Origin of the sequence: Vibrio qinghaiensis (assembly GCF_002257545.1) — a bacterium.
Classification (GTDB): Bacteria; Pseudomonadota; Gammaproteobacteria; order Enterobacterales; family Vibrionaceae; genus Vibrio; species Vibrio ordalii.
Window position 1 is genome coordinate 938507 of sequence record NZ_CP022741.1, and the last position, 13763, is coordinate 952269.

Annotated in this window: 10 protein-coding genes; 2 read left to right on the plus strand and 8 right to left on the minus strand. The window is 41.6% G+C overall.

What is annotated here, in order from left to right; genetic code table 11:
• Positions 1–20 precede the first annotated feature (20 nt).
• The gene (locus tag CCZ37_RS04435) at positions 21–1661 is read right to left on the minus strand and encodes a phosphoethanolamine transferase (protein ID WP_094499849.1); all 1641 of its coding nucleotides are present in this window, start codon (positions 1659–1661) and stop codon (positions 21–23) included.
• The gene (locus CCZ37_RS04440; protein ID WP_094499850.1) at positions 1662–2021 is read right to left on the minus strand and encodes a diacylglycerol kinase; all 360 of its coding nucleotides are present in this window, start codon (positions 2019–2021) and stop codon (positions 1662–1664) included. It lies immediately after the preceding gene.
• Between the two features lie 374 nt (positions 2022–2395).
• On the opposite strand from CCZ37_RS04440, the gene CCZ37_RS04445 reads away from it, so the two are divergent.
• The gene (locus CCZ37_RS04445; protein WP_094499851.1) at positions 2396–4351 is read left to right on the plus strand and encodes an LTA synthase family protein; all 1956 of its coding nucleotides are present in this window, start codon (positions 2396–2398) and stop codon (positions 4349–4351) included.
• Between the two features lie 262 nt (positions 4352–4613).
• Here CCZ37_RS04445 and CCZ37_RS04450 read toward each other — a convergent pair whose 3' ends face one another.
• A complete protein-coding gene (locus CCZ37_RS04450; protein WP_094499852.1) occupies positions 4614–5057 on the minus strand; it encodes an Lrp/AsnC family transcriptional regulator in 444 nt (147 codons plus the stop codon).
• 105 nt (positions 5058–5162) lie between these two features.
• Between CCZ37_RS04450 and CCZ37_RS04455 the strand changes: the two genes are divergently transcribed.
• A complete protein-coding gene (locus tag CCZ37_RS04455; RefSeq protein ID WP_094499853.1) occupies positions 5163–5747 on the plus strand; it encodes a LysE family translocator in 585 nt (194 codons plus the stop codon).
• Positions 5748–5890: 143 nt separating this feature from the next.
• On the opposite strand, the gene CCZ37_RS19715 is transcribed toward CCZ37_RS04455, so the two are convergent.
• The 5 genes from CCZ37_RS19715 to CCZ37_RS04485 all read right to left on the minus strand — a co-directional run bounded on the left by CCZ37_RS19715 (position 5891) and on the right by CCZ37_RS04485 (position 13716).
• Positions 5891–6067 carry a hypothetical protein gene (locus CCZ37_RS19715; protein WP_244187286.1) on the minus strand — a complete coding sequence of 59 codons (177 nt, stop codon included), beginning with the start codon at positions 6065–6067 and terminating at the stop codon, positions 5891–5893.
• Between the two features lie 199 nt (positions 6068–6266).
• Positions 6267–7211, minus strand: a complete 945-nt coding sequence (locus tag CCZ37_RS04465; RefSeq protein WP_094499854.1) for a diguanylate cyclase domain-containing protein — start codon at positions 7209–7211, stop codon at positions 6267–6269.
• Positions 7201–11022, minus strand: coding sequence for a PAS domain-containing hybrid sensor histidine kinase/response regulator (locus tag CCZ37_RS04470; RefSeq protein WP_094499855.1), 3822 nt, complete (start codon positions 11020–11022; stop codon positions 7201–7203). The genes CCZ37_RS04465 and CCZ37_RS04470 overlap by 11 nt, the downstream gene beginning before the upstream one ends.
• A 418-nt stretch (positions 11023–11440) precedes the next feature.
• Positions 11441–12124: a response regulator transcription factor gene (locus tag CCZ37_RS04480; RefSeq protein ID WP_010318418.1), complete on the minus strand. Its 684-nt coding sequence runs from the start codon at positions 12122–12124 to the stop codon at positions 11441–11443.
• Positions 12121–13716: a sensor histidine kinase gene (locus CCZ37_RS04485; protein ID WP_094499856.1), complete on the minus strand. Its 1596-nt coding sequence runs from the start codon at positions 13714–13716 to the stop codon at positions 12121–12123. Before CCZ37_RS04485 ends, CCZ37_RS04480 begins: the two co-directional genes overlap by 4 nt.
• Positions 13717–13763 lie beyond the last annotated feature (47 nt).

The following is a 13763-nucleotide window of genomic DNA, read 5'->3' on the forward strand; positions in this document are numbered from 1 at the left end:
ATCATGGGGCGCATATTATGTTAGTGACGGCAGCTTTGGAATAAATCCAGATTAGAGTCGTAAGCTTCAGTTTTGACATCCATTATGCCAAGCATGGAGTGGAACACATGATCTTGTGAGTAGCTTTTCTCTTGAGCGTGTTTTTTTATGCAGTCAGTATCAATGGATTTTCCTTGTTTAAAACCTTGAGACATCCACACCATCATCGGTACTTGAGTTTGAGTAATGGGCGCCAGAGCATAAGGCATACCATGTAAGAACAGTCCATTTTCACCTAATGACTCACCGTGATCAGAAATATAGAAAAGCGCGGTATTGTATTTTCCTTCCAAGTTTTTTAGCTTTTCAATGGTTTGTGCCATGAAAAAGTCAGTATATAAAATCGTATTATCATAGCTATTTACAATTTGTTCTACGCTGCAGTTTTCGATATCAGCGCGTGGACAATCAGGTTGAAATACGGCCATTTCTTTCGGATAACGCTGGAAATAAGTGGGGCCATGGCTACCAATTAAATGCATAAGCAACATCCGGTTGCCGTCCATATTTTCACTGTGTTGCTCAAAATTTTCTAACATCGCCATGTCGAAGCAGGTATTTCCATTACACATTCCATCAATACGGTTGCGATTAATTTCGAATTTGTTGATATTTTTAGCGACGTCTTTATCGCCACCATCATTTTCTATCCAAAATAAATCGATTCCAGCCCGCTTCAGTATGTCTAAAACGTTATCTTGGTTGTCAGCGACTTGGCGCTTATAGTTATCTTTAGTTAAAGACGAAAACATGCAGGGGACTGAAACTGCAGTAGATGTTCCGCAAGATCTGACATCTTGAAATGAGATGATATCCAACTCTTTTGTATATTGATTAGTTGGGCGAGCATAACCGTTAAGCTCATAGTTTTGTGAACGAGCGGTTTCACCCAACACAAATACCATTAAAGTGGGTTTATTCTGTGCAGTCGCAAGCGCTTCCGGTGTCTGTGTTGCATCTAACCCTATTTCTTTATAGATGATGGGGGCCTCTAAATAGGTGCGATTGACATATTTAGCGATGCTGTAAACAAGGTGGGTAGGGATAATCAATTGGTTTAGATGACTATTATTCCGCCCTACAGATGCATAATCCTGATAATACATCATAGCAACAGTGCCAATTACAACGAGAGATAGAACCATGGATATTAATTTTTTACTAATAAGACTAACCACCGACTTAGCTTTTTTTATTGGCGTTGCCAGCAGTACTAACGCAGGAATAATGCCCATTCCAGTAATCCACAGTACGGAGTAAAGGCTTAGGTAAGAACTTGCTTCACTCGAGTCAGTTTCTATGATGTTAGTGACCATATCTGAATCAAACAGCGTACCGTAATTAAAGCCCGCATAACTCACCGCCGCAGAGAGCAAAATTAAAATGGCAAAAAACGGTTTGGTGATCCATGGCCAACTGATTAGATTAAACAGGAAGTTAAAAGTTGCCAAAAAGAAAATGGGTATAGAAATAACAAAGCCTATTTTTACTCCATCAAGCCGAGAAAATATTTCGTTGAGTGCTGAGTAAACAGGTAGGTTGACTATAACAACAAAATACAGTGCTAGGAAGAAACTAATACCTACATAAGAAAACGAATAATTTTTAAACAATAATTTCATTCAACATACCAAGATAAAAAACCATGTAAACACAGCAAAAAGTAGCGCAATCAAAACAGCGGCAGACCCTATATCTTTGGCTCTGCCACTGAGTTCATGCCACTCACTACCCACGCGGTCAACTACAGCTTCAATGGCTGAATTTATCAGTTCCACGATAACGATTAGCACTAGACTGCCTATCATTATTAACTGTTCTAATTTGTTGATAGGTAAGGTAAAAGTAACCGAAATTAGAATGGCAGAGGTGATGATCTCTTGCCTAAATGCGGCTTCATTTTTCCATGCAGCTTGAAGCCCTTTTATTGAATAACCGGTAGCGTAAAATAAACGACTCATTCCTGTACGGCCTGGTTTCATAAACTTAATAACCTATTAATAATACTCTGAATAAAAGCGTCGATTACTTTTATTCAGAGTATTGAACATTCGAATATTTTAAATTATAAAATACTATTGATAGAAATAATTGTAATTTATTGTCTTGGGAGTGTAATTTTTTGTCATTAATATTGAATAATCTGAATTTAAATGCTTTAGTTAGATCAGAAACACCAAGTTATGCCCTTTCTATATTTTATGGGTTGGTGTTCTCTATTATTCTTAAGAAACTTAGTGCATTAAAATTAAAATAAAGTTATTTATAATACTTCCCAATAGGATGGAATTTATTTTTATTCATGCCTTAATCTACTATCTCATGATGCTTTTAACCTTAAGAGTCGTTGAAATTTATGCTCAATAAAATCAAGTCTTACCTCGGGCCTCTTTATCCGATTTTTGCTGTTTTCCTTGCGGGGATTGCTATCTTTTTTATTTCTCGTTTGGGGCTTGCTATCTGGCATTTTGACCGGGTGAGTGATGCCAATGGGTGGCTGGCCATTTTCTTAAGTGGCTTGCGAGTTGACATTGTGTCTCTTTGCTACTTGCTCATTTTGCCAGCGTTGTTGTCTAGCCTATTATCTGGAGATCACGCTGTCGGTCGTTGCTGGCATTGGCTTTTACGCGTTTGGATCACCGGTGGTTTATGGTTGATTGTTTACATGGAAGCAGCAACGCCGTCATTTATTACCGAATATGACCTGCGACCAAATCGAATATTTGTTGAATACCTTATTTATCCCAAAGAAGTATTTAGCATGCTTTGGAGTGGCTATAAATTTGAACTTTTCCTTGGTGGTGTGGTTTCCGCATTCACGCTTTTTGTTGGTTGGAAATGGAGTAAGCAGCTTGTTTCGAACTTAAGTTTTCCTAAATGGTACTGGCGTCCAGTGATTGCTATTTGTGTGGTGGCTATTGGTGTTTTGGGAGCGCGTTCTTCACTGGGTCATCGTCCGTTAAATCCGGCGATGGTGGCTTTTTCTAGCGATCCTTTGGTTAATGATTTAACGCTAAATTCCTCATTTTCAGCGATTTTTGCTGCCAAACAGATGAAATCTGAAGCGAGTGCTTTCGAGTTTTACCCGAAAATGGATAAGCAGGAGATCGTCCAAGAAATTCGTGCGTCCATGAATGTCGACAACAAAGATTTTGTTTCCTTACAGCAACCTAGCATGGCCACGCACCAAGCCACCTATCAAGGTCAACCTAAAAATATTGTAATCCTACTGCTTGAAAGCCACGGAGCACGTTATGTTAGCCGTCTTGGTGGTATTGATACGTCACCCAATATCGATAAATTGATTGATGAGGGATGGGCATTCACCCGTTTCTACGCAACTGGGACACGTTCCGTTCGTGGTATTGAAGCTATGACTACTGGTTTTTCTCCGACTCCAGCACGTTCAGTAGTCAAGTTAGGTAAAAGCCAAACAAACTTCTTTTCAATTGCTGATTTATTAAAGTCTCGAAATTACCACACACAATTTATCTACGGTGGTGAAAGCCACTTTGACAATATGAAGAGTTTCTTCTTGGGCAACGGTTTTGTCGATATGCAAGACTTCCCAACTTTTGAGTCTCCTAAATATGTTGGTTCTTGGGGCGCGTCGGATCAAGATCTCTACAATAAGGCAGATGAGCAATTTACCAAGATGAGTCGTGAAGGTAAGCCGTTCTTTAGCCTAGTTTTTAGCTCATCGAATCACAGCCCATTTGAATATCCTGATAATGTGATTGAACCGTATAATGAGCCAAAGCAGACAGTTGAAAATGCAGTGAAATATGCAGACTATGCGCTTGGAGAATTCATTGAGAAAGCGAAAAAATCACCTTATTGGGATAATACTGTATTCGTTGCTGTCGCGGATCATGATGCCAGAACTCAGGGTAACCAGCCCGTTCCAGTTGATTATTTCCGAATTCCTGCGGTGATTTTTGGTGGTGGCATTGAGCACCGACTTGATGATCGCCTCGTTAGCCAAATTGACCTTGCGCCCACACTGCTTTCCTTGGCCGGTATCAGCAGCCAAAATCCGATGATCGGGCACGATTTAACTCATGAGGTCCCTGCCGATAAACAGCGTGTAATGATGCAACGAGATAAGAACTATGGTTACATGACGGCAGACAACCAACTGGTTGTAATCCGACCAGAGCAAGGTATTTCGACTTATCAATATGATTTTAAATCAGATACTTTGACAGAAAAAGAGTTGGATCCAGAAGTGGTTAAACGTGCCCATGCTAATGCGATGTGGGGAAGTTTAGCGTTCAAAGAAAACTACTATACTGCTTCCGATTCATACTGATCCAATATTCATAACCTAAAAGGCGAAATGCTCGCCTTTTTAGTTTGAAGCCTAGAACCATCCTTACGATTATGCAGGCAAGGCTCAGCGCTAAGCTTGCATTTTTTATTGATTGATCGTTTTCTGTGTCGGAAAAGATCGCTGCTAAGGAATGAAGTCTTAAGTTACGCCCGTTATTTTTGTTTAGAGAGTAAGTAAAAAGGAAATACCGATGAAAACCATACACTCAGTATCTGATCTGTAACAAATGCTGGTCAATACTTTATTGTCGTTCATCTTTAGGAGAATCCATGACCACCATGGTGGTGATCGATTTCACGGTTAAACACTCACCAAGCACATCGGCGTGAAAACGTTTATAGGCGCTGAGATCTTTGCTTTCGACGCGCAGTAGATATTCGTTCATCCCGGTAATATTGTGGCATTCGACCACCTCCTTGGCGTAGCGCACATGTTCTTCGAAACTGAGTTGTGCCTTTTTAGTGTGGCTGTTTAAGCCAATCGCCACATAAGCGACAAACCCGACATCAAGTTGGGTTTTATTTAAGACCGCTCGATAGCCTTTAATGATCTGTTTACGCTCGAGATCCTGCACGCGACGCAACGTGGCTGAGGGCGATAAGCCGACACGTTCAGCCAGCTCGACATTCGAGACGCGCCCATCAAGTTGTAGTTCTTGCAATATTCTTTCGTCAAATCTGTCCATGGCTGCTTTTTATTGCTCAATATTGGTGATATTGACCAATATAAGCACAATATTGCCAGCCGATACCATTATTATTTGTTCATCATTATTAAATAGAGAAAGAAGATGGATTACACACAATGGTGGCCACTGGTGGCTTTTGCTTTTGTTTCGACCTTTTCACCGGGTCCAAACAACATCATGCTGATGACATCAGGTGCAAATGTGGGCTTTATGCGCACTATTCCGCACATGCTTGGTGTAACGTTTGGTTTTAGCATTATGGTGCTGTTGGTTGGTGTTGGGTTAACGGGTTTATTCCATCGTTATCCTATGTTGCAACAAGGCTTGCAAATTGCCTGCACCATTTATTTGGTCTATTTGGCGATAAAAATTGCGTTGAGTAATCCTTCGCAGGGAGAGAAACAGTATCAACCGATGTCATTTTTTTCGGCTGTACTGTTTCAGTGGGTCAACCCCAAAGGTTGGTCGATGGCGCTGACTGCGGTGAGTGTATTTAACCAAAGTGCGAGCTGGGCGCAGTTAATGCTGATTTCATTGGTGTTTGCTTTGGTGAACATTCCGTCGGTCAGTGTTTGGACTGCGGCGGGTAAACAGTTGAGCCATTGGATGAATCACCCAAGTTATGTCCGCTGGTTTAACGGTGTGATGGGCGCGTTGCTGTTACTGTCCGTTGTTCCTATGCTGTAGAGATTTGGTGAGACGTTGCTGTGTGGGAGCATTATCAACGCAGCAAAAGAAAGTGGGTACTGAGCGACCCACTTTGTTTGTCTAGTTAGCCTGACGTTAACCGTTCGCTATATTGCCGATAAAATTAACGCCAATATTTGCGGTCAGAGTATGCGCAGGCACATCACTAACGGATAGACAGTGGCGTATGCCAATGCAGAGGCGCCACTGTTTTCACGCAGCTTTTTACCAAGCACAATCTCGTTGGTGACGACTAAGCGCTGTACTCGCAGCTCCGTGCCGCGTGTCGAAAGTGATGCATCGACCTCTTTATCAATCACCAAGCGTGCTTTTTCTAACGCTTTTTTTATCGCCGGTCAGATGAAGCAAATCATTCACTTCAACTCGTGAATCGGGTTTGGGCACTGAAAGGTGTTCACCACGTTTGGGGCGCGAGCAGACAATATCGCCATCACTGAGCGCGGGAATGTCTTTTAAGAGCAGACCATTTAAGTTTGGGTTTTTAATCGCAACGTTAGTCTAGTCTGTACTCTTTTCACTAGTGATATTCGTTTGGTTTCGTCCGGTGCTTTTAGCTTGATAGAGCATGTTGTCAGCCAATTTAATTAACTGCTCTGGTGAATGGGAACCTTCTAGGTCGACTGCGCCTCCAATACTGATGGTTAAAAAACCGTTTTCAGCCGCTGGATGGTCTATACACAGTGTTTTGATCTCATCTTGAACAAGGTTAGCAACGTACCAAATACCTTCTTGGTCCGTCTCAGGAAGAATCATGGCGAATTCTTCACCACCATACCGTGCAGCGATGTCGGTTGGCCTTCGACAGCATTGATGCAAAGTAGTGGCGACTTTTTTTAAACAATCATCACCTTCAAGGTGACCAAATGTGTCGTTGTATTGTTTAAAATAATCAATATCGATCAGCAATAAAGAGAGAGGCTGTTTTTTTCGGTAAGCTTGTGCTAGGTGAGACTTTAAGTGTTGATCGAAATAGCGGCGATTATTAAGACCAGTAAGGCCGTCTAAATATGCCAATGATCTCAGTAGGTCTGCTTGGTACTTTAGAGTTAAATGAACCTTGATTCTATTTTTTAATGTATTGATATTAAATTGTTTTTTTAGAAAATCAACGCCGCCGGCTTCCCAGCATGCATCTTGGTCTTCTTGGGCGGTTAATCCGGTAATAAAAATAACAGGTATATCAGCGATAGTAGGGTCATTTTTGATCAAGCGGCAGGTTTGTAAACCATCCATTTCTGGCATGATGACATCGAGTAGCACCAAGTCGGGCTGACTTTCTTTGCAAACGTTGATCGCTTGCGTTCCAGATGTCGCCATCAATATCTGATAGTCATCTTTCAATAATTGATATATGAGCTGAATATTAGTCGGTTGATCATCAACGATGAGTACCGTGAAGTTAGTTTTCTTGCTGAAGTTTGGTAAACCGTAATTAGATAGCATCGGAAAACTCTTTGTTTTTCATGATTTCTTTTAGTATTGCAGTTGCTTGTTCAAACGCCAAACTTTGCACTTGTTCTGCAAGTTGTTTTGTTAACTCTTCATCAATCATATTTAATTGTGCTGAGATTTCTTCAAATAATGTCGTTGCTTCCATATTTGAAGTATTGAAACATCTCCCGAGCATGAGCAGTTTTTCTCTAAATATTGCTTTATCCATGGCAACTGGTGTTGTAGTCGTTGGTTGCTCGTTGCTGAGTAAATTCATCAATGATCTGAGGTGTGATTGGGCAAATAGTACGTCAGCCAATAAGCCACTATTTCTGCTCATCGTCTCTGTGGTTGCGATTGAACATTCGAATTCCGCTTTTGCTAACTTTCCCGACAATTGTGTAAGTCCACAGCTTTCTGAGCCACTTTTTAAACTGTGGTAGATACGCAATGCGACATCAGTAGCAATTTCAGTAGATTGCAGTTGTGATATAGCATCTTGCATATCAATGACAAATTGATTGATTACTTTTAGATAAAAGGATAAATCGCCGATTCGATTTATCGCTTGATTGAGTTTAATGCCATGTTTATCTGCATATTCTTGAGCTTGTGTCGATATTTTTTGATTATGGGGAGCTACAACTTGTTGTTTTGCTGGGAGGGTTTTTTGAGTGACGAAGTGTTGAATTTTTTTTACCACATCAGTGATCTCGAAAGGTTTCGCAATATGGCCATTCATACCAGCAGCTAAAGAGGTGGCTTTGTCTTCAGGGCGAGCATTAGCTGTCATTGCTAATATTGGAAGTTGATGAAACTTCATCTCTTGTCGGATCTTACGAGTCGTTTCATAACCATCCATACCGGGCATTTGAATATCCATCAGTACTAGGGAAAACTGCTGATTTTCCAGTATATCTAGTGCTTTAAAGCCGTCCTCAGCTTCGATAATTGTTGCGCCACATTGGCGGAGTAATTCGGTTGCGACCAAGCGATTGGTCGGATTATCTTCAACCAGCAATATGCTGATACCAGATAAGCTATCGTTTGAATTTATTCGATGGAATGTTTCTGCAAATACGGCATCTTTACTTTGCCGTGTATTGATAATGGTTTGTTTGATTAGCTCTGGCGTTACTGGCTTTATCAGCACGGTTTCTAAAAGTTCATGGGTGTCTTCTAAATGTTTGTCGAGAATTTCTAGGCCAAAAGCCGTAATCATGATGACTAACGGTATTTTTTTGAGATTTTTCTGGTTTTTGATGGATCGAGTAAGAGCCAAGCCATCCATATCAGGAAGTTTCCAGTCAACAAATGCGAGATCAATCACTTCGTTTTGTTGAGCTAAGTGGTGTAGTTGTGCTAAAGCTTCATCGGCGTTGGGCGCAGAAAACACTTGGCAGCCTAGTTTTTGGAGTATGTCTTGAAGAATTAAACGTGCGGTTTCATTATCTTCTACCACTAATATTTTTAAACCCTGTGTCAGATGCGAGTAAGTGTCATTACAAACAGGTGAGAAGTTTAATGTGATGGTGAACATAAATTCACTCCCCTTATCAAGTTGGCTTGTCACGCTAATGTCACCTTGCATCAGGCTCACTAACCGTTTTACGATCGATAAACCTAATCCTGTACCACCATACTTTCGGCTAATTGACGACTCAGCTTGGCTAAATCCATTAAAAATAATGGCTTTCTGTTCTTGAGTCATCCCAATGCCAGTGTCAGATACTTTAAAAAGTAAGGTACAGTTATTATCTGATATGTGCTGTGTTTCTATGGATATTTTGATTTCACCACTATTGGTGAATTTAATGGCATTACCGGCTAAATTTAATAATATTTGTCGTAAGCGCAGGCTATCGCCGATCAAGATGGTTGGAACATCAGGCGCAACATCATAGATGATCTCGATGTCTTTCTCTTGAAGGCTTGACGACAGTAGTACCGCCGTTTCTTGCAACAGATCTGGCAGTGAAAATGAATATTGCTCTAATTCGAGCTTTCCTGCCTCCACTTTAGAAAAGTCTAAAATATCGTTTAAAAGAACGAGTAGAGACTTGGCTGCACTTTGTGTTTTACTTAAGTAGTCTATTTGTTGGCTACTTAAATTGGTATTGAGAGTCATCTGTAATAACCCCAAAATAGCATTCATTGGGGTTCGAATTTCATGGCTCATATTCGCCAAAAAATCAGACTTAGTTCGGTTTGCGTACTCCGCTTGCTCTTTGGCTTCCGCGAGTTCTTTCTCTTTTTGTAGCTGTTCCGTTAAGTCATAAGCAATACCTAAGAAGCCGACTAACTGACCGTAGTCATCTATTAATCCACCGACATAAAGTTTAACCGGAATGTGTTGGCCGTTTTTACTGATGTAAGTCCAGTGATTAATATCGGATTTGCCTAATTTTGCTTTAGCGACAAAAGCATCAAACCCGACTTCTACAGTTTCTCCTAGTTCTAACGATAGATCTTTTGCTCGTCGAGCTACCTCTTCAGATAGGTGAAATATCGCTGGTGTTTTTTTTCCCACCAGTTCACTGGCACTGTAACCGATCAGTTTTTCTGCAGAGGGGTTAAATATAGTGATTAATCCATCTAGATCCGTCGCGATAATAGCGTAACCAGCACTGCTCAAAATGCTGCGCTGTAGAGCATTCGCTTGCGAAATCTCCTCTGTTCTTTGGTTGACCAATTTTTCTAGTTGAAGATTGGTTTCTGTCAGTACGGCTTCCCTTGCTTGAGCGATCTCTATTTTGTGCTTGGCGAACTGAGCTCGACGGGAACGCATCATTTGAATGATAAAAACAGTCAACATAAGCAACAATGTGGCCGTTAAGATCTCTTGATAAGTTTGGTTGTAAGCATCTAATGGTAGAGATTCAATAAACTTGTTGGTAGCAATCAGATTGAGTTCCCATTGACGTCCAAACAAATCAATAGTTTGGGTTACTTGATAAGAGGTCTTATCTTGAATTAAGCCACGGGTGAAAAAATGCTTTGAATTATCGTCATTAATGTCACTGATGGTTAGAATAACCTCGTCATTGAGGCCAGCCACAACACTTAATACTTCATCTATCAAAATAGGCGAATAGCTCCAGCCTCTCAGCTGACTTAATCGCTCTTCTATAGAAGATGAATCCGCTATTTTATTGGTGTTGTACACTGGCATTAGCATTAGAAAGCCTTGCTGTGTTTTTTTATCGGCTTGCACGAGAGTAATAGGAGCGGTAAGGCGTACAGAGTTACTTTTGGCAGCCTCTAATGCGGCAGCTCGGCGCATTGCCTCTGAACCAATGTCTAAGCCGACCGCCTGTTTATTGTGGTCTTCGGGTTCAATGTATTGGATAACAAACAAGCTGTTATTATGCTCTGAAAGCGAGCGAATATTGAAGGTTTTATCGGGTCTATCGCGACGAGCTTGTTCGATGAAGGCTTTTTTTTGCCCCGGTTCAACAAAACGGATGAATCCAAAGCCACGAGCTCCTGGAAACTCTTTTGGATAGTCACGGGTCTGGGTATAGCGAAGCATCTGCTCATAATCAAATGCATCGACTCCAGCTGTTATCACCGCGCCTCTAAAGCCACGTAGCCCGTATTGATATAGCGTAACCTTTTCTGCTACCCCATTACTAATCTGCTGTAATCGTGAAGATAAGTCATGCTGTACATGTTCAATTCGCTCCGCTTTATGCATTTGATTAAAGTGACTTGCGGCAAATAAACCAAAGACAAGAATAAGCAAAGGCAGCCAAAGTGCGTTTAAGATGGTTTTATTTAATTTCAAAGTGGCTTTGGGTTGTTTTTCTTTTGATAGATCCATTACTTTTCCCTGCTAATTACATGCTTTTTATCGTATTACCACTTGTTTTGATATTTTTTCAAATACCTATAATAACTTTAGCAGGATATTTCTAATTGGATAGAAATGCCGTAGACGCGCCAATTCCCTATCCACTATATACCCTTCCTACTTGAAGCTGCAGCGGTGTTGGCTACGTTCGTTCACCCCAATCACATAGTTTGCCTATGCTCATGGGGACTCACTCACTTGCCGCCTACCTGCAACTCCAAGTTGTTTGGGTATAGATATGCAAATTTGTGTACCGGAACGAATATTAAATTTTCTAGATAACGGATTGTTTTGTTAGATAACTGATTGTTTCGTTAGATAACCGATTGTTTTGTTGGATAACTAACCATTTTGTTAGATAAGGGTTAAATTATCCATTTCCTGTGCCTTACTCACCACTATTTTTATCGAGAAAATAGCCCATACCGCGTTTAGTTTTAATCAGTGCTGATGAGAAAGGGTCATCAATTTTTTTGCGTAAACGACGCATATACACATCGACTACGTTGGTTAGGGGATCTTGATGGAGGCCCCAAACATTAGCAAGAATCCGTTCTCGGCTAAAAATATGACCGGGTTTATGCATCAATAGCTCTAATATGGCGAGTTCTTTGGCGGTTAACTCAATGGTTTGTCCTGCCCGTGTTACGGCCATGGTTGATAAGCAGAGCGTTAAGTCTGCAATGTGTAGAGTGGGCATTGGCGCAGAGTCAGAATGTCGACGTTGCAGCGCATCTAGGCGAGCCAGTAACTCTTCAAAATGAAAAGGTTTTGCCAGATAATCATCCGCACCAATGCGTAGGCCCCGAACCCGTTCTTCAACTTCGCCCAGTGCAGAAAGCATCAAAATGCGCACATCAATACCGGCTTCACGTATTTGCTGACAAAGAGTTAATCCATCGGTGTGCGGAAGCATTCGATCTAAAATTAAAATATCGGGCTCGCCGCTTATGAGTGTTTCAAGTGCGTATTGCCCATCATTTAGTCGCTGAATGTGGTGACCTTCTGCTTTGAGCCCTCGCTCAATAAAGTTGGCAATTCTGGCATCATCTTCAATTAAAAGAATTCTCATAATTCTTCCTCTTCCAGTTCAAAGGTAAGTGTAACGGTTGTGCCTTGAGCCAGTTGGCTTTGGAATGCGATGGTTCCGCGTTGCTGTTGCACAATGTTATAAGCCAGCGTTAAACCAATCCCCAAGCCATCAGGGCGATAGCGTTTGCCGTTTTCGGACCGAAAATAGCGTTGGAAAATCTGTGCGAGGTCCTCTTGGTCAATGCCAATACCGTGATCTTGCAATTGAAGATGAAATTGCTGGGGCTCAACTAGCAGAGTGAGCGTAATAGGCTGGTGATGTGGATCATAGCGCAATGCATTATCGACGATAATTCGCACGGTCATCAGTAGCTTATCTAAATCAGTATGAAAGATCCGAGCTTGCCAGTTTGCCTGTTGTGGGTGAAGACATTCAAGTTGCACTTGATGCGCGTGAGTTAAAAGGGTGGCTTGTCTCGTCACCGACTGCCATAGACTCTCTAAGGTGATAGGGATAAGAGTCGGTTGGAACAGCTTTTCATCTTGACGGATAAGCAGCAATAAATCGTCGATCCGGTAGGAAAGGTGGGTTGCCGATTCATTGATACGCTGTAGCGTTTGTCGATACTCTTCATCACTATTTTGACGACTGCGAAGGGTAATTTGCGCTTCTCCTAAAATGGCCGTTGCGGGAGTACGCAATTCATGGCTAACGTTCGCAAAAAACTCTTTCTGCTGGCGTTTAGCTTGCTCCAATGTTTCGAGTGCATTGGCGAGTTCTTGGGTGCGTGCAGCAACTTCTCGCTCAATGAGTTGACGCGAAGCGATCTCTTTTTGCTGCGCATTTTCAAGGCTTTGTGCCATGTAATTAAAATGCTGCGCTAGGGTTCTGAGCTCACTTGGCCCGCTGACCGATACTCGATGGTTAAGATGGCCTTGTTCTAAAGCTGAAGTGCTTTTTAGCAGCTCCGCTAACGGTTTGGATAAGGTGCGCAGTAACCAGCCTCCTAGTAGCAAGCCAAAGACTACCCCCAGTAATGATAAGGTTACAATGACATTTTCTACATCAGATAATGATTTCATCGCTGCCGCTTCATAGCGTGCAGTACGTTGTTTCTGTAGAGAAATAGCTTGATTCAGCAGCTGGCGTAGGTCGGTATTATCCACTTTATCAAAGGTGTCACTGAGTAAAAGCCAGCGATCATTATTGTCTGTGATTTTTGCGATTTCCCAGGATCGAAGCGCTGTTTTTAATCGTCCAAAGTTAGTTTCAAAGAGAGAGATGACTTTGATTTGCTGAGTGATCTCGGCAAAGTCTTGGTTGGTGATACCGTGTTGCTGTGCTTGCTCGGTTAGCAAATAGAGCTCGCTGAGCAAATCTTCAATCTTTGAAAAGCGCATGTCTCGTTTGAGCGTGCTGCCATCTTTGGTCAATAAATATTCGGCAAGCCAAATTTTCAACTGCTGTTTTTCCGTGCTCAACTGCATAAAGCTTTGCAAGATTTGATTGGAGATCTGCCCGCGCTGAATGTGCTCATTAGCGACGTTATTTGACCATAAAGAGGTGCCAGCTTGGGCTAAGATTAGGGTGAGTAACAGAGCCAGTACGAGAGATAATTGATAACGAAACATAATGATCGCCGCATAAATTCAATAGGTGAGCAGAGTAAGCGATCCGT

Coding starts and splice junctions, on each gene's coding strand:
- CCZ37_RS04485 (WP_094499856.1), bottom strand. CDS start 13,716: ATGTTTCGTTATCAATTATCTCTCGTACTGGCTCTGTTACTCACCCTA.
- CCZ37_RS04455 (WP_094499853.1), top strand. CDS start 5,163: ATGGATTACACACAATGGTGGCCACTGGTGGCTTTTGCTTTTGTTTCG.
- CCZ37_RS04480 (WP_010318418.1), bottom strand. CDS start 12,124: ATGAGAATTCTTTTAATTGAAGATGATGCCAGAATTGCCAACTTTATT.
- CCZ37_RS04465 (WP_094499854.1), bottom strand. CDS start 7,211: ATGCTATCTAATTACGGTTTACCAAACTTCAGCAAGAAAACTAACTTC.
- CCZ37_RS04470 (WP_094499855.1), bottom strand. CDS start 11,022: ATGGATCTATCAAAAGAAAAACAACCCAAAGCCACTTTGAAATTAAAT.
- CCZ37_RS04440 (WP_094499850.1), bottom strand. CDS start 2,021: ATGAAACCAGGCCGTACAGGAATGAGTCGTTTATTTTACGCTACCGGT.
- CCZ37_RS04435 (WP_094499849.1), bottom strand. CDS start 1,661: ATGAAATTATTGTTTAAAAATTATTCGTTTTCTTATGTAGGTATTAGT.
- CCZ37_RS04450 (WP_094499852.1), bottom strand. CDS start 5,057: ATGGACAGATTTGACGAAAGAATATTGCAAGAACTACAACTTGATGGG.
- CCZ37_RS04445 (WP_094499851.1), top strand. CDS start 2,396: ATGCTCAATAAAATCAAGTCTTACCTCGGGCCTCTTTATCCGATTTTT.